Raw genomic sequence first — 16,323 nt, 5'->3', positions numbered from 1 at the left:
ATGGCGTATAGTTTTCCCGCACGGCGCACGGCACACCCGAAAAGGGCAAGCAGGGGCACATTCATGCAGCAACAAAAAATCATTCCCGCCGCGGCCATTCTTGCCGCCCTTGTTCTGGCTGTTGCCGGCTGGTTTTTGCTGCGGGCCGAAGAACAGCCCTTCATGGCAAGCACCGCCAATCCTTACGCGACAAAAGCGGCCATCGAGATTCTGGAAGAAGGCGGCAGCGCCATCGATGCGGCCATCGCCGTCGAAGCCGTGCTCACCTTGGTCGAGCCGCAATCCTCCGGGCTCGGCGGCGGGGCCTATCTGCTTCATTGGGACGCGCGCGCCGAAAGGCTCGAAACCTATGACGGACGCGAAACCGCGCCTGCCGGCATCACGCCGGATGTCTTTGTCGATGCGGGCGGCAATCCGCGCCCCTTCATCGAAGCGGTGGTGAGCGGGGAATCGGTCGGTGTGCCGGGCGTCGTTGCCATGCTGCATATGGCGCACAAGGATCACGGACGCCTGCCCTGGGCGCGGCTTTTCGAACCGGCGCTCAAACTTGCCGAAGAAGGTTTCATCGTCTCCCCGCGCCTTGCCGCGCTGATCGACTGGTCGCCTGCCTTGCCGAACATTCCCGCCGCGCGGGATTATTTCTTTACGCAAAACGGCGCCGGAGAGCTGGTGCCGCATCCCGCAGGAACGCTTCTCAAAAACCCGGCCTATGCGAAAACCCTGCGCCTTGTGCAAAAGGACCCGCAAACTTTTTACAGCGGCGATGTCGCGCAGGAGATCGTGCTTGCCGTGCGCGGCGCGCCCACCCGCGCCGGCACGCTTTCGATGAGCGATCTGCGCGCCTATAAACCCATCAAGCGCGATCCGGTCTGCCTTGCCTACCGCATCTATAAAGTTTGCGGCATGGGGCCCAGCACCTCGGGCGGGCTCACCAGCCTTCAGATTCTCGGTATTCTTGAAAATTTCGATGTGGCCGCGCTAGAGCCCGGCAGCGTGGAAGCCGTGCACCTCATCTCCGAAGCCTCGCGCCTTGCTTATGCCGACCGCGACACCTATATCGGCGATCCGGCCTTCGTCGATGTGCCCGTCACCGGCATGCTCGATAAAAACTATCTCGCCGAGCGGGCAAAACTTATCGACATGTCCGCTTCCATGGGCAAGGCGGTAGCGGGCACACCGCCGCAGGCGAGCGCCTCCCTCGCGCCCAACCAGTCCGTCTCCCGGCCTTCCACCACCCATTTCAGCCTGACGGACCGCTGGGGCAATGTCGTCTCCATGACCGCTTCCATCGAAGGGCCCTTCGGCAGCCATCTGATGGCGGGCGGTTTCTTTCTCAATAACGAGCTCACCGACTTTTCCTTCCTGCCGGAAATCGACGGGGTGCCCGTCGCCAATGCCGTAGCGCCCGGCAAGCGCCCGCGCTCATCCATGTCCCCTTCCATGGTTTTCGACCGGGAGGGCGCGTTCTATGCCGCCATCGGCTCGCCCGGCGGCAGCCGCATCATCACCTATGTGACGCAGTCGCTGATCGCGCTGCTCGATTGGGAGATGGACATGCAAGCGGCCATCGCGCTGCCCCGCCATGTGAACCGCAACGGGGCGACGGAACTGGAAGAAGGAACGCCGCTCGAGGGGATCGAGGCAGACCTTCAAAATCTCGGGCACCGGGTGCTGGTACGCGAGCTGACAAGCGGGCTACACGGTATCCGCAAAACGCCGCAAGGCCTGGAAGGCGCCGCCGATCCCCGGCGCGAGGGCATTGTGCTTGAAGGGCGCCCTTAATCTGCGCGCGCGGCAAGCCCCATGCGGGCGGCGCGGGCGAGCCCGGAGAATGCAGGGTTTTGCCCCTTGATGAGATAGACGGGCATGCGCGCCAGATGCGGCGTGAAGACGCCCTTCGCCTCGAAGCGCGCGCGAAAGAGCGCCCGGTCGAAATGGCGGCCAAGCTTCGGCAAGACCCCGCCTGCCAAATAAAAACCGCCTGCCGCCCAATAAGTAAGCGCGAGATCGCCCGCCATGGCGCCAAGCCAGCCTGAAAAACAGGAAAGCGTGTGCACGGCCAGCGCATCACCCTCTTCCGCCGATGCCGCAATCTCGGCCGCGCTGGCAAGCGGGGCGGCGGCACCTGCCAATGCCGCAAGCGCTTTATAAAGCCGCACGATGCCGGAACCTGAGAGAATATGTTCGGCGGCAACATGCCCGCCCGGCCCCGTCCCCTCGCGGGATAGATGATCGAGAAGCGCGCGTTCTTCCTCGCTGACCGCGCACAGACTGGTTTGCCCGCCCTCGCCGGGCAGCGCCACCCAGTTTTCCCCTTGCGGCAAAAGCGCCGCCGTGCCGAGCCCGGTGCCGGGGCCCATGGCGGCCAGCGGGCGCCCTTTTTCTGGCACCCCGTCCCCAATCGGCTCCAGATCACCGGGGCGCAGATCCGGCAGGCCGAGCACGCAGGCCGTGAAATCGTTGAGCAGCAGCACCGGCGCGCCGAAGCGCGTGCCCATCGCTTCCGCCGAAAGCGACCAGGGCGTGTTCGTCATGTGGATGGAGGCCGCCCAGCCTTCCCCTTCCAGCGGACCTGCCGCGCAAAGCGCGATGGCGGCAAGCGGTCCTTCCTTCGGCACGCTTTCCAGAAACGCGCCGAGCAATGCCTCGGCATCTTTGAAATTGGAAAGCTCGAAAAGTGCAGGCGCGGGCAACTCGCCCGCCTCATCCTGAAAGTCCGCAGGCACGCGCAGGAGCCGCGCATAGGTGCCGCCAATATCTCCCAGAATAAGATCGCCGGATATGCCCTTGCCGCTCACACGCGCTCCATCACTGGGCGGCCAGCTTGATTGCGGCGGTGTCCTGGGGAATGCAGACGCGGAACACCGTCTTGCCCGGCACGCTTTCCATCAGCATCAGCTTGCCGCCATGCGCCTCGGCCAGTTCGGCGCAAATGGCCAGACCGAGCCCCGTGCCGCCCGCGCGCGCCGAACCCGCAAAGGCCTGGAAGAGATGTTTGCGCGCCCGCTCCGGCAAGCCGGGCCCATTGTCCCAGACTTCGATCTCGACTTTGTCGTCTTCCTCGAGCCAGGCCCGCACCTTGATCTCGCCGTCGCCGCCTTGCAGCGCCTGAGCAGCGTTGCGCACGAGATTGAGCAAGATACGGAAAAGCTGATCGGGGTCCGCATGGATGCGCAAATCCTTCGGCACGTCACAGACAAAGGCAATGCGCGCTTCATCATCGAGCCCGGAAGCGCTTCTGAGCTCTTCCATGAGATTGGCGAGCAGGAAGAAACGCCGCTCCGGCGGGTCTTCTTCGGCCTTGCCGAATTTCAGCGTCTTTTCGCAAAGATCGATCGCCCGGTCGATGGAGCCGAAAAGCCGGGGCCCGAGCTTTTGCACCGTCGGATCGCTCACCCCGGCAATACGGTCGGAAATGAGCTGCGCATTGGTCAAAATATTGCGCAGGTCGTGATTGATCTTGCTCACCGCGCCGCCGAGCGCGGCAAGGCGCGCCTGCTGGTTCAGCGTGGAGCGGATCTGCCGCTGCATCGCTTCAAGCTCGCTTTCGGCCACCCCGATCTCATCGCGCCGCCCCGAAGCGGTGATGACGCGGCGAATGTCTTCGGGCTTTTCGCGGAAAGCCACCATGTTTTCCGAAATCCGCCGGAGCGGGCGCACCAGAAAGCGGTTGAGCGCAAAGAAGAGAAGCCCCGCCGTGATGACGGAAATCACCAGCGAAAGCGTGAAAATATTGATGCCGTAGCCGATCATCGCTTGGCGCAGCGGTGTTTCATCGATCACCAGATCGATCACATCACCGCCCATAAAACGCGGCTCGCCGATGACGCGGATCGTACGCCCGTCTCCGGCAAAGAGCACCTCCAGCGCATCCCAGATCAGCACCGGGGCAAAGCGCTCGCGTGTGTCATAGCCCGCATCGATTTCCGGCAGGTTATCTTTTGTCAGAATGAGACGGCGCGTGGCATCGCGGTGCAGGACGATGGCATAGGCTTCGGCATTTTTAAGAAGCTCAAGCTGCAGCGCGCTCGAGACCATGTTGTCCGGCGTCGCCTCCAGCGCCAGCGTCGCGATCTGAGCATTGGCGAGGCGCTGCTCGAGCCAGTTCAACCGGAAATTGGCGATGGAGGGAAAAAAGATCAGCACTTCCGCCGCCATCACGAAAATGACGGTCAAAAGCAGAAGCTGGGAAGAGAGGGACCGCGAATAACGCGCCGCAAAGCCGCCCGGACCGGCAAAGCTCTTGCTCCCGCCGGTCGTCTTTTCTGGCTTTTTTTCCGGGTCCTCTGTCCCCATGCCGCGCCCACTTGCCTGCCGGCGCCCAATGCCCGGCCCCCTCTTATACAGCGATTGCGCGCCTTTTGCCAAAAGACTGACGCGTCTTCCGGCAGGACAATTTAACCGAAGAGCTTGAGGAAACGGACGAGAAGACGCGTCTTCGTGCTGTAAAGCGTCGGGGTGTAGAAACTGCCCGCCGCCCGCTTGCTCACTTCGGTCATGGTCGGATAAGGCGCGATGACGCTGGCGAGCGCCGAGATTTTCAGCCCGTTCGCTTTGGCCAGCACCAATGGCTGCAGCAGATCGCCCGCATTCGGCCCTACAATGCTCGCGCCCAGAATGCGCCCATGGGAATCGGCGATGAGTTTCGCCATGCCTTCGATGCGCCGCTCGGCTTGCGCCCGGTCGTTTTCGGCAAGCGGCCAGCGCAGCACTTCAACCTTGCCGTATTTGCCGCGCGCCTCTTCTTCCGTCAGCCCGATATGGGCAAGTTCCGGGTCCGTATAAGTCACCCAGGGCACATTGGAGTGATCGGCCTTGGCCGGAATCTTAAAGAGCGCGTTCCGGATGACGATGCCTGCATGATAGCCCGCGACATGGGTAAATTGCAGACCGCCCGTCACATCGCCAATCGCAAAGATCTTCTTGTTGGAGGTGCGCAGCCGCGCATCGACCTTGATGCCGCGCTTGTCGAACTCGATACCGGCATTTTCAAGATCGAGCTCGTCCACATTGGGCTTTCGGCCCGCGGCGACCAGAAGATGCGAGCCGGTGAGACGTTCGCCCGGTTTGCCCTCTTCACCTTTCAGGAGGACGGCAATGCCCTCACCGTCTTTTTCCACCCGCTCGATGCCGATGCCTTCGCGGATCGCAATACCTTCCTTGCGCAGCTGCGCAACGACGATGGCGGCCAGTTCCGGATCGTCCTTGCCGAGTACCTTAAAGGCTTCGATCACCGTCACCTCGGCGCCGAGACGCCGGTGGGCCTGCGCCATTTCCATGCCAATGGGCCCGCCGCCGATGATGAGCAGATGCTCCGGCGCTTCCTTGCGCTCGAAAATCGTCTCGTTCGTCAGATAGGGCACGCTTTCAAGGCCGGGGATCGGCGGCACCGCAGCGGAAGACCCCGTCGCCACCACGAAACGGCGCGCGCTCACACGCTTGCCATCCGCCTCCACCGTCTTTTCGTCGATGAAACGGGCCGCGCCCTGGATGACATTGACGCCCAGCCCTTCGAACCGTTCGACGGAATCATTAGGCTCGATGGCGCCGATCACGCCGTGCACATGATCATGCACTTTGGCGAAGTCGATCTCGGGCACTACCGGCTTGATGCCGAAAACCTCGCCCTTGCCCATCGCATGCGCCTGTTTGCCGGCGGCAAGCAGGGCCTTGGAGGGCACGCAGCCATAGTTCAGGCAATCACCGCCCATTTTGCCGCGCTCGATCAGCACCACGCCCATGCCCATCTGCACCGCGCCCGCGGCCACCGAAAGGCCGCCCGAGCCCGCGCCGATCACGCAAATATCCGTCTTGATCGTTTCCGTCATTCCCAGACCTTTTCCAGAACTATTCGTTTACGGAGAATATCGTGAAGAAAGCAAAGGCAGGCGTTCAGGCTCCGGCCTTGCCCGCACTGCGCGCCTTGATCTTTTTATAGAAGACCGGCACCAGCGAGAGCGCGGCCAGCGCCACGATGGGGCCCAGCACTTCCGGCTTGAAAATGATGCCGAGATCGGGTTCCTGGCCCGCGGCGAAAATCGCGCCGAGCCCGTTGCCGACGCTGGCATAGACGAAAGTGCCCGGAATGATGCCGATAAAGGTCGCGGCCACATAAGTGCGCAGCGGCACGCCGAGAAAGGCCGGGGCGAGATTGACCACGAAGAAGGGAAAGAGCGGCACAAGGCGCAGCACAAGAAGATAATTGAAGGCGTTCTCGCGGAAGCCTTCCTCCATCTTGCGGATCGCGCCGCCCGCTTTTGCTCGAAGCACATCGCCAAGCGCGGTTTTCGCGGCAAGGAAGACCACGCTCGCGCCGATCGTTGCGCCGATCACGGTCAGAAAGCCGCCGAGCCAGGTGCCGAAGAGGAAGCCGCCCGTCAGCGTCAGAAGCGCGCCCGTGGGCAGCGAAAAGGCGGTGGAGAGGGCGTAAGCCAGCACATAGATGCCAACGGCCAGTGCCAGATTGGCCGCGACCCAGGCGCCCAGCGCCTCGCGGTTATCGCGCAGCGTATCGAGGCTGACATAGTCGTTCAGCCCGAGGCCGAAGAAAGCCGCAAGCCCTGCGCCCAGAATGAGCAAAGGCAGGAGCCTTTTGAAAACCGATTTCTTGACCTGCGGGGCGGAAGGCTCTTCCGGGATGGTTTCAGGTGCGCCGCTCATTCATCTGCCTCTTTGTCATCGCCGCGCCATTCATTGAGCGACCAGTCATATTCATAATCATAGATCCGGCTTGTTGCTTCGAGCTTAGCTTTCAGCGCCGCCGGCGCGAATTCCTTCAGATGCGCGATGATGGCGGCGGGCTTGCCGCCGAAATCGCTGCCATACCAGTCATAGATGCTGGAAAGGATGAGCCGCCCCTCCTCAAAGCGCGCGCCGCGCTCCGCCGAGATATAGGCCTTGGCCGCCGCGTCGAGCTGCTTGCCCAGCTTTGCCGGGTCGAGCGGCGTAAGAGGCAGGTCCGGGCAGCCGATCGAGGCGCAGTTCAGGACGTAGTGAGTGCGCGGGTCCTTCCAGATCGGCCGCAAAATGCGGTGCTCGATATCGTCGAGCGACACTTTGCGCCCTTCGATGGTCAGAAGCTTCGCCTTCCAGGGCCCGGTCGAGAAGAAACCGGGCGAGATCCCGATATCCTTGATGCTCTCCACCGGATAATGCTCGGTTACAACTTTGACGGTCAGCGCGTTGTAGAGATTCGCCCAATAGGCGTATTGCTCATCCCGGTTCAACTCAGAGACGGTAACGGCCTCCAGCCCCGCCACATAGGCATCGAGCGCGGCTTTATCGGCCTCATTCGCCTTCAGCCCGGCATAATCGACCAGATTCGGGCCTTTTTTGCGGGATTTGACGTATTTCTTGAGCAGTTTCGCCCAAGCCCCATGGTCGACACTCATCTGGCTTGCCTCCTCAAATGCCGTCCATTCCTGCCAGGCCTCTTCTGCGCGGGCGGGCGCGGATACCAGCAGCGCCGCCGCGAAGAACCCCATAAGCGCGCCGGATAAGCGGCCATAAGGGAAATATCGGTTTTTGCTCATATTGGGAACCTGCTTACGCTTTCGGGGCAAATACGCCATCTTGAGGCATACATACAGCGCCGGGGACAGAATCCACCGCCGTCTCACGGATACGTGACTTGATTTCACCAGGAGTGAACGGTAGAGCGCCGCCGTCCTTGGGAAAGGCCCCTAACCTTTTGACGTTGGTTTGGGCGAGGCCTTTCCGCCCAATGCCGCTTTTCGCCGAATTTTTGGCGCGCGTGCCGGCCTCCCGTTGACTTCCCCCGCACATTTGCCTATACACCGCCCCAGTCTTGCCGCGACATCCGTCTGCGGCTTGTTTTTTCTATTCAGGATGCCCGCCGGAAAGCCGGTGGCGGTATCCGGGCAGCCGCCGGTAAAGGCGGGCCCCAACATGCCGGAGAAGAGCCGTGAAACGGACGTATCAACCTAGCCGCCTTGTCCGCAAGCGCCGTCATGGTTTCCGGGCCCGCATGGCCACGAAGAACGGCCGCAAGGTCCTGGCCTCCCGCCGCGCCAAAGGCCGCAAGCGCCTGTCAGCCTAATCGGCCGGCGCGGCCTCCGAGAGGTGCCTCATGGACCGTCTCAGGAAACGCCGCGACTTTCTAAGCGCCGCCAAAGGGCACAAATGGGCCGCTCCCGGCCTTGTCCTGCAGGCACGCGCGCGGTCTCGCCATGAACTGGCCCGCCAAGAGCTGGATGAAAGCGGCGAAAAGCGCGAAGACATGCGCGTCGGATTTACCGTTACAAAAAAAGTCGGCAATGCCGTGATCCGGAACCGGGCCAAGCGCCGGCTGCGGGCTGCGGCGCGCGACGTTTTGCCCACAGCGGGGAAAAACGGCTTCGATTATGTGCTGATCGGGCGCAAGGGAACGATTACCCGGCCCTATAGCGCGCTGCTGAACGATTTGCACCTTGCGCTTGCCCGGGTCCACGGGGCAAAACGGGGGGCCTCCCCGCGCGGGACGCGCCCTGTTCACGTTCAGGCCGAAGCTGTCGAAAGCCAAGCCGCTACACCATCCAAGCCGCAACCCAAAGAGTAGGCGTTTCCATGTCCGACAATCGCAACCTCATCATTGCTATCGCCTTGTCGATGGGTGTTTTGCTGGCCTGGCAATATTTCATTGTCGAGCCGCGGGTCGCCGAAGAGCAGGCCCGCCAGGAAGCGCTGCAGGCTCAGGAAGGGGCAAGCGAAAGCGGCAACCTGCCCGCCGTTCAAGGCACGGGCACGCCGGGCCTGCCGGGCAGCGGCGGCATTACCGGCGAGGTGGACCGCGCCACGGCCGTAACAAGCGGGCCGCGCGTTGCCATCGACACGCCGAAGCTCGGCGGCTCGATCCTGCTGAAAGGCGCGCGCTTCGATGATTTGCTTTTGCGCAATTACCACGAGACGGTGGACACTTCTTCCGACGAGATCGTGCTCTTCAGCCCGCTGGGCACGCCGGGCGCCTATTTCGCCGAGCAAGGCTGGACGGCAGCGGGCGGCGCAGGCATTGCCCTCCCCAACAAAGACACGGTCTGGTCGCTGGAAGAAGGCGGCACGCTGACCCCGGAAAGCCCGGTCACGCTTGTCTGGAAAAACGGCCAGGGCCTCACCTTCCGCCGCACCATCAGCGTCGATGAGAACTACCTCTTTACCGTCACGCAGTCGGTCGCCAACGCGGGCAGCCAGCCGGTCACGCTTTACCCTTACGGCCTCGTGCGCCGCTACGGCCTGCCGGAAACCTCAGGCTATTACATTCTGCATGAAGGCCTGATCGGCGTTTTCGGCCAGGACGGTCTTTCGGAAGTCGATTATGACGACCTGATTGAAGACGGCGACGTCTCGCAGGAAGCCAAAGCCGGCGGCTGGCTCGGCATTACCGACAAATATTGGGCCGCCGTGCTCGTGCCGCCGCAGGATGCCGCCTTCAAGGGCCGGTTCAGCGAAAACAAGTCCGGGGGTTCGGAAACCTTCCAGGCCGATTATCTTCTGGACGGCGTGACCATCCCCGCCGGCGGCTCTTCCTCGGTCAGCTCGCAAATTTTCGCGGGCGCCAAGGTGGTGAGCATCGTCGATGCTTATGACGCAGCGGGCATCTTCAAGCTCGATCTTCTGATCGACTGGGGCTGGTTCTACTTCCTCACCAAGCCGCTCTTTATCGGTCTCGATTTCTTTGCCGGCCTCACGGGCAATTTCGGCATCTCCATTCTCATCATCACCGTGCTCATCAAGCTCGTTTTCTTCCCGCTTGCCAACCGCTCCTATGAAGCGATGAGCAAGATGAAGAAACTTCAGCCGGAAATGGAAAACCTGCGCGAGAAGTACAAAGACGACAAGATGAAGCAGCAGCAGGAGCTGATGGAGCTTTACAAGAAAGAGAAGGTCAATCCGCTGGCCGGCTGCCTGCCGATCCTCATTCAGATCCCGGTCTTCTTCTCACTCTACAAAGTGCTGTTCGTGACGATCGAAATGCGGCACGCGCCTTTCTTCGGCTGGATTCAGGACCTGTCCGCACCGGACCCGACGACGATCTTCAATCTCTTCGGCCTTATCCCTTGGGACCCGCCCAGCTTCCTCATGCTCGGCGTCTGGCCGATCCTGATGGGCATTACCATGTTCGTTCAGATGAAGATGAACCCGGCCCCTGCCGATCCCATGCAGCAGAAGATCTTCGCCTGGATGCCGATCATCTTTACCTTCGTGCTTGCGGGTTTCCCGGCTGGTCTCGTCATCTACTGGGCCTGGAACAACTTCCTCTCGGTCCTGCAGCAGGGTGTGATCATGCGGCGCAACGGTGTGAAGATCGAGCTGTTCAACAATCTCGGCCTCGAAAAACTGCTCGGCAAGAAAGAAGCCGACGATCAGACGAAGAGCTAGAGCGATGGAAGGGGAAGGCGGCCCGGAAGACAAGGCGGCACACGCCGCCTATCTGGAACAGGGCCGCTGGCTCTTTGCCCAGGCCTGCGACTTTCTTCTGGGCGTTGTGTCCATGAAGCAATTGCCGCCCATGGACTTGCCCGAAGTCGCTTTTGCGGGGCGCTCCAATGTCGGCAAGTCGAGCCTTGTAAATGCGCTGACCGGGCGCAAGACGCTGGCACGCACCTCCAACACGCCGGGGCGCACGAAAGAGCTCAATTATTTCCGCCTCGGACCCCATACCGAAAGCGGCGAGGGCCCGGCGCTCTATCTCGTCGACCTGCCGGGCTATGGCTATGCGCGCGAAACGAAAACCCGCGTGGAAGCCTGGACCGACCTTGTCATGTCCTACCTTCAGGGCCGGGCGAATTTGCACCGGGTCATCCTGCTCATCGATTCCCGCCACGGCGTCAAACCCAACGACCGGGAAGTGATGAGCCTGCTCGACAAAGCAGCCGTTTCCTATCTTGCGGTGCTGACCAAGACCGACAAGCTGAAACCCTCCGAGCTGAAAAAGGTTGTGGAGGCGACGGCCGCCGAGCTGAAAAAGCACCCGGCCGCCCACCCGGAAGTCATTGCCACCTCCTCCGTCACCAAGGACGGGATCGCGGAACTGCGCGCGCATATCACCGCGCTCGTGCCGGATCTGGATATGGGCTCGGCGCTGGCAGAGCGCTGACGGCTCGGTTATAAGGGTAGGCAAGTTCGAACGAACAAGGCAGAGCGCGCATGGGCGAGAAGATCAAAGACACGACGGAAGCTCTCAGCGAGGCCTGGCTCGACCGGGCCCGCATTCTCTCCGAAGCGCTTCCCTACATGCAGCGCTATGACAAGCGCACCGTGGTCGTGAAATATGGCGGCCATGCCATGGGGGATGCCGGTCTCGCCGCGAAATTCGCTCGCGACATCGTGCTTTTGAAGCAGGCCGGCGTGAACCCCATCGTCGTTCATGGCGGGGGACCGCAGATCGGCTCCATGCTGAAGCGGCTCAATATCGAAAGCGAATTTGCGAGCGGCCTCAGGATCACCGACAAGAGCACGGTCGAGATCGTGGAAATGGTGCTGGCCGGCTCCATCAACAAGCAGATCGTCGGCGCGCTCAATCAGGCAGGCGGCAAGGCCGTGGGGCTTTGCGGCAAGGACGGCAACCTGATCGTCGCGCGCAAGCTCGACCACAAAATCCACGATCCCGAATCGAATATCGAAAAGATTCTCGATCTCGGTTTCGTGGGCGAGCCGCACCGGGTCAATCCGGAAATCCTGCAGACCATCATCGCCTCGGATATCATTCCCGTCATCGCCCCCATCGGGGTGAGCGAGGAAGGCGACACCTATAACATCAACGCCGACACGGCGGCGGGCGCCATTGCCGGCGCCATGAACGCCAAGCGGCTCTTGCTGCTGACGGATGTGCGCGGCGTGCTCGGCAAGGACGGCAAGCTCATTCAGCGCCTGACCGTTGCCGAGGCCGAGGCCCTGATGAAAGACGGCACGATTTCCGGCGGCATGATTCCGAAACTCGAAACCTGCATCGAATCCGTGGAAAAGGGTGTGGAAGCGGTCGTGATCGTCGATGGGCGCGTGCCTCATGTGGTGTTGCTCGAGCTCCTGACCGAGCATGGCGCCGGCACGCTGATCGAATAAACCGCGTAAAGGGTGGCAAACGGCATGGGAAGATCGGCGGCATATCCGAATGAAAGCGCAGCACGGCCCCGCCTTTCTTTGGCGGGCTCTATTGCTGCGGCCTTCGCGCTTGCCGTTTCCTTTCTCTTTCTTGCCGCCGCACCCGCCAAGGCCGATTACAAATTCTGCAATGCGACGAGCTATGTGCTCAAAAGCGCCATCGCCTATCAGTCGGACGGGGAATGGAAAAGCCAGGGCTGGCACCAGATCCTGCCCGGCAATTGCGCGCCGGTGCTGCGCGGCGACATTACCGAGGACATGTATTACGTCTTTGCCCGCTCCATCGCGGCACATAAAGGCGGCACGAAATATTTCAGCGGCAATGAGCGCTTCTGCACCGTGCCCGGCGATTTTCTGATCGAGGGACGGGAGACCTGCGTGGCGCGGGGCTATGACGCCCATCACTTCACCAAGGTGGACACGAAACCGGGCAAGGACTGGACGACGACCTTCTCCGAGCCGCGCGATTATTCCATCAAACAGGCGAAGATCGCAGGCACTCAGCGCCTTCTCATCGACAATGAGTACAAGCTGAACCGGGTGGACGGTTATGACGGGCGCAACACGACCCGCGCCATCATGTCGTTTCAGCGCTCGATCAATGTGAAGCCGGACGGCGATATTTCCGATGCGCTTTTCGACCAGCTCATCGCCGGGGCCGAGCAGAACCAGCGCAAAGCAGGACTCTCCTTCTGCAATCAGACCGAATATCTCGTCTGGGCGGCGGTCGGCTACGAGACCGACCGGGGGCCGGAATCGAGCGGCTGGATCCGCGTGGAGCCGGGCGCCTGCGAGAAAGCGATCAAAGGCCAGCTCAAGAAACGCGACTATTTCACTTATGCGGAAGCGGTGGATGAAAACGGGCTCATTCCCGTTATCGGCGGGCGCGAGCTGATCTGGGGCGGCGATGCGCCCTTCTGCACCAAACCGACCCGCTTTCAAATCCAGGGCCGCGAGCGCTGCGTGGAGCGCGGGCTCGACACGACGGGTTTCAAACGGATCGATACGGGCGAAAAGCTGATCTGGCAGGAAACGCTGACGGCCCCTGCGCCTTAAAACCTGTGCCTTGAAAGCGCGGGGCTTGCAACGCCCCGCCCACGCCCCATTTTTCTTTTAAGCCTCCCGTCTGGAGATTTAAGTGAGCGACATGTTGAACGAGCCTGAAAGCGTTCTGGAAAACCGGCAAGCGAGCCCGGACTTTTCCCATGTCGATACCTGGATTTTCGATCTCGACAACACGCTTTATCCCTCGCGCTGCAATCTTTTCGCGCAGGTCGATCAGCGCATGAGCGCCTTCATTGCCGATTATCTGCAGGTCGACCGCGTGGAAGCGCGCCGCATCCAGAAGCTTTATTACGTCGAGCACGGCACGACCCTGAACGGGCTGATGAAAGAGCACGGCATGAAGCCGGAAGCTTTTCTCGATTATGTGCATGATATCGACGTTTCGATGCTGGAGGCCAATAAGCGCCTTTCCAAAGCCATCGACCGGCTGAAGGGACGCAAGCTCGTCCTGACCAATGGCAGCCGCGGCCATGCGCTGAATGTGACGGGCCAGCTCGGGCTCACGGACCATTTCGACGAGTTTTACGGGATCGAGGCGCTCGGCTATGCGCCCAAACCCCATGCCGCCGCCTATGACCGGTTTTTAGAACTGAGCGGCACCGAGCCCCTGCGCGCGGCGATGTTCGAGGATATCGCCCGCAATCTCGAAGTGCCCCACACGCTCGGCATGACGACGGTCTGGGTGCGCCCGCCGCTTCACCCGGAAGCCGCCCGCCATGAAAAGCTCGCCCACGAAGGGGCGGACGGCCCCCATGTCCATCACGTCACCGACGCGCTGGAAGATTTCCTCGAAACGCTGTGAGAAACGCTTTGAGGCCCGCTCTCCCGCGGCGCGCCCACCCTTTTCCTCCTTTGTTGACAGATCGGGGCAGGCCGCTATCTTGCCCGCCGATCCCCATGCCGAGCAAAGGACATCTTCATGAGCGCCGACCTTAAATCCGTCATCGAAGAGGCTTTCGAAGCCCGCGACACGATTTCGACCTCCACGCAAGGCGAGGTGCGCGAGGCGGTAGAAGAAGCGCTCAATCTGCTCGACAAAGGCGAGGCGCGCGTTGCGGAAAAATCCGGCAAGGACTGGACCGTCAATCAGTGGCTGAAAAAGGCCGTGCTGCTCTCCTTCCGCCTCAACGCGATGGAGCCCATCAAGGGCGGGCCCGGCGAGAACACAACCTGGTGGGACAAAGTCCCCTCCAAATTCGAAGGCTGGGGCGCCAATCAGTTCACGGCCGCCGGTTTCCGCGCCGTGCCGAACTGCGTCGTGCGCCGCTCGGCCTATATCGCGCCCGGCGTCGTTTTGATGCCCTCCTTCGTCAATCTCGGCGCCTATGTGGATGAAGGCACGATGGTCGACACCTGGGCGACGGTCGGCTCCTGCGCGCAGATCGGCAAGCATGTGCATATTTCCGGCGGCGCGGGCATTGGCGGCGTCCTGGAGCCGCTGCAGGCTGGCCCCGTGATCATCGAGGACAATTGCTTCATCGGCGCGCGCTCGGAAGTCGCCGAAGGCGTGGTGGTGCGCGAAGGCTCGGTGCTTTCCATGGGCGTTTTCATCACCGCCTCGACGAAGATCATCAACCGCGAGACGGGCGAAGTGCATATGGGCGAAGTGCCGCCCTTCTCCGTCGTGGTGCCGGGCTCGCTGCCGGGCAAACCGCTTCCCGACGGCACGCCGGGCCCCAGCCTTTACTGCGCCGTCATCGTGAAGACAGTGGACGAGAAAACCCGCGCCAAAACCTCCCCGAACGAGCTTCTGCGCGACTGAGGCACTAGGAACTTAGGGGGGAACCGCCGTTCCCATCCGGCGCAAAGCCGCATCACATCCGGCTGTCATCCCGGCCCCCGTGCCGGGATCCACAAAAGCCTGTGGGCGCTGAAAGGCCTTATGGACCCCGGGACAAGCCCGGGGTGACACCATTCATTTGCAGCTGCCACCCCAACGCCTGAATTGACGCCCCGCCTGCCACCGGCTACATCCGAGGGCATGGCACAGGCATCTTCCCCTTCGCAGCCCCTCGATCCGGTCGCTTTTGCCGCCGAACTGATCCGCTGCCCCTCCGTCACCCCTGAAGAAGGCGGCGCGCTCGATTTATTGCAGGCGCGCCTTGAGGCGCTGGGCTTTATCTGTACGCGCCTGCCCTTTTCCGACGAGGGGACGCCGGATGTAGACAATCTTTATGCCCGCATCGGCACGGAAGGCCCGAATTTCTGTTTTGCCGGACACACGGATGTGGTGCCGGTCGGCGATGAAGCGGCCTGGAGCGCCGATCCCTTCGGCGGGGAAATCCGGGACGGCGTGCTTTTCGGGCGCGGGGCCACGGATATGAAAAGCGCGATTGCCGCTTTTGCCGCCGCCGCCGAGCGTGTTTTGAAAGAGGGCGCGCCCAAAGGCTCGATTTCCTTTCTCATCACCGGCGATGAGGAAGGCCCGGCCGTCAACGGCACGCAGAAGATGCTGGACTGGTGTGCGGCCCATGGCGAGGTGATCGACGACTGTCTGGTCGGTGAGCCGACAAACCCGCGCGCCCTTGGCGATATGATCAAGATCGGCCGGCGCGGCTCGGTCAATGGCTGGCTCACCGCTTACGGCGCGCAGGGCCATGTCGCTTACCCGCACCTTGCCGACAATCCCGTGCCGCGCATGGCGGCGATGCTCTCGGCTTTGGCCGGCCTCAAGCTCGATGAAGGCACCGAGCATTTCCAGCCCTCCAATCTGGAAATCACCACGGTCGATGTCGGCAACAGCGCGACCAACGTCATTCCGGCGGAAGTGCGCGCCCATTTCAATATCCGCTTCAACGATCTGCAAACCGCCGAAGGGCTTGAAGTGCTGGTGCGCGGCGTCCTCGACAAAGTGTGTCAGGAGATGGGCGGCAGCTACGATCTCGTCTTCAAGAAAAGCGGCGATGCGTTCCTCACCGCGCCGGGCAGGCTGTCCGATATCGTTGCCGGCGCCGTCGAAAAAGTCACAGGCCGGGCGCCTGAGCTTTCCACCTCCGGCGGAACGTCGGATGCGCGGTTTATCAAGAACCATGCGCGGGTCATCGAATTCGGCCTTGTCAGCCAGAGCATGCACAAGGTGGACGAGCACATTGCGGTCAAAGATATCGAGCAGCTGACCGATATTTACGAAGCGGTGCTGCGCGGCTATTTCGGAACATGACC

General features: G+C 61.9%; 15 protein-coding genes. 10 read left to right on the top strand and 5 right to left on the bottom strand.

Going from position 1 to position 16,323, the window contains the following annotated elements; genetic code table 11:
- Positions 1-63 precede the first annotated feature (63 nt).
- Entirely contained in the window at positions 64-1,782 is a 1,719-nt protein-coding gene (gene ggt / locus ACOQOT_RS01925; RefSeq protein ID WP_420560701.1) for a gamma-glutamyltransferase, read from the top strand.
- Here ggt and ACOQOT_RS01920 read toward each other — a convergent pair.
- The 5 genes from ACOQOT_RS01920 to ACOQOT_RS01900 all read right to left on the bottom strand — a co-directional run bounded on the left by ACOQOT_RS01920 (position 1,779) and on the right by ACOQOT_RS01900 (position 7,532).
- The gene (locus tag ACOQOT_RS01920) at positions 1,779-2,798 is read right to left on the bottom strand and encodes a glucokinase (RefSeq protein ID WP_420560700.1); all 1,020 of its coding nucleotides are present in this window, start codon (positions 2,796-2,798) and stop codon (positions 1,779-1,781) included. The two genes, ggt and ACOQOT_RS01920, sit on opposite strands and share 4 nt — an antisense overlap.
- A gap of 10 nt (positions 2,799-2,808) precedes the next feature.
- Positions 2,809-4,296 carry a sensor histidine kinase gene (locus ACOQOT_RS01915; RefSeq protein WP_420560699.1) on the bottom strand — a complete coding sequence of 496 codons (1,488 nt, stop codon included), beginning with the start codon at positions 4,294-4,296 and terminating at the stop codon, positions 2,809-2,811.
- A 101-nt stretch (positions 4,297-4,397) separates the two neighbouring features.
- Positions 4,398-5,828, bottom strand: coding sequence for a dihydrolipoyl dehydrogenase family protein (locus ACOQOT_RS01910; protein WP_420560698.1), 1,431 nt, complete (start codon positions 5,826-5,828; stop codon positions 4,398-4,400).
- A 64-nt stretch (positions 5,829-5,892) separates the two neighbouring features.
- Complete coding sequence (locus ACOQOT_RS01905; RefSeq protein WP_420560697.1) at positions 5,893-6,660, bottom strand: TVP38/TMEM64 family protein; 768 nt, start codon at positions 6,658-6,660, stop codon at positions 5,893-5,895.
- Positions 6,657-7,532 carry a DUF547 domain-containing protein gene (locus ACOQOT_RS01900; RefSeq protein ID WP_420560696.1) on the bottom strand — a complete coding sequence of 292 codons (876 nt, stop codon included), beginning with the start codon at positions 7,530-7,532 and terminating at the stop codon, positions 6,657-6,659. The genes ACOQOT_RS01905 and ACOQOT_RS01900 overlap by 4 nt, the downstream gene beginning before the upstream one ends.
- A 392-nt stretch (positions 7,533-7,924) precedes the next feature.
- Here ACOQOT_RS01900 and rpmH point away from each other — a divergent pair, with 392 nt between their 5' ends.
- The 9 genes from rpmH to dapE all read left to right on the top strand — a co-directional run bounded on the left by rpmH (position 7,925) and on the right by dapE (position 16,321).
- Entirely contained in the window at positions 7,925-8,059 is a 135-nt protein-coding gene (gene rpmH, locus ACOQOT_RS01895; protein ID WP_045446061.1) for a 50S ribosomal protein L34, read from the top strand.
- 30 nt (positions 8,060-8,089) lie between these two features.
- Positions 8,090-8,557 carry a ribonuclease P protein component gene (gene rnpA, locus ACOQOT_RS01890; protein ID WP_420560695.1) on the top strand — a complete coding sequence of 156 codons (468 nt, stop codon included), beginning with the start codon at positions 8,090-8,092 and terminating at the stop codon, positions 8,555-8,557.
- An 8-nt stretch (positions 8,558-8,565) separates the two neighbouring features.
- Positions 8,566-10,374, top strand: coding sequence for a membrane protein insertase YidC (yidC, locus tag ACOQOT_RS01885; RefSeq protein ID WP_420560694.1), 1,809 nt, complete (start codon positions 8,566-8,568; stop codon positions 10,372-10,374).
- A 4-nt stretch (positions 10,375-10,378) separates the two neighbouring features.
- Positions 10,379-11,092 carry a ribosome biogenesis GTP-binding protein YihA/YsxC gene (gene yihA, locus ACOQOT_RS01880; protein ID WP_420560693.1) on the top strand — a complete coding sequence of 238 codons (714 nt, stop codon included), beginning with the start codon at positions 10,379-10,381 and terminating at the stop codon, positions 11,090-11,092.
- Positions 11,093-11,142: 50 nt separating this feature from the next.
- Positions 11,143-12,057, top strand: coding sequence for an acetylglutamate kinase (gene argB, locus ACOQOT_RS01875; RefSeq protein ID WP_420560692.1), 915 nt, complete (start codon positions 11,143-11,145; stop codon positions 12,055-12,057).
- 24 nt (positions 12,058-12,081) lie between these two features.
- Positions 12,082-13,152 (top strand): DUF1036 domain-containing protein, encoded by a 1,071-nt coding sequence (locus ACOQOT_RS01870; protein WP_420560691.1) that lies wholly within the window; start codon positions 12,082-12,084, stop codon positions 13,150-13,152.
- 91 nt (positions 13,153-13,243) lie between these two features.
- Positions 13,244-13,963 (top strand): pyrimidine 5'-nucleotidase, encoded by a 720-nt coding sequence (locus ACOQOT_RS01865; RefSeq protein ID WP_420561891.1) that lies wholly within the window; start codon positions 13,244-13,246, stop codon positions 13,961-13,963.
- A 117-nt stretch (positions 13,964-14,080) separates the two neighbouring features.
- Complete coding sequence (gene dapD / locus ACOQOT_RS01860) at positions 14,081-14,923, top strand: 2,3,4,5-tetrahydropyridine-2,6-dicarboxylate N-succinyltransferase (RefSeq protein ID WP_045446075.1); 843 nt, start codon at positions 14,081-14,083, stop codon at positions 14,921-14,923.
- A 219-nt stretch (positions 14,924-15,142) separates the two neighbouring features.
- On the top strand, positions 15,143-16,321 hold the full coding sequence (dapE, locus tag ACOQOT_RS01855; RefSeq protein ID WP_420560690.1) for a succinyl-diaminopimelate desuccinylase: 1,179 nt from the start codon (positions 15,143-15,145) through the stop codon (positions 16,319-16,321).
- The last annotated feature ends 2 nt before the right edge of the window (positions 16,322-16,323 follow it).

This window comes from Tepidicaulis sp. (genome assembly GCF_965222285.1).
GTDB lineage: Bacteria > Pseudomonadota > Alphaproteobacteria > Parvibaculales > Parvibaculaceae > Tepidicaulis.
The sequence above is the reverse complement of the archived record's forward strand: the minus strand, read 5'-3'. Positions and strand labels throughout refer to the sequence as shown.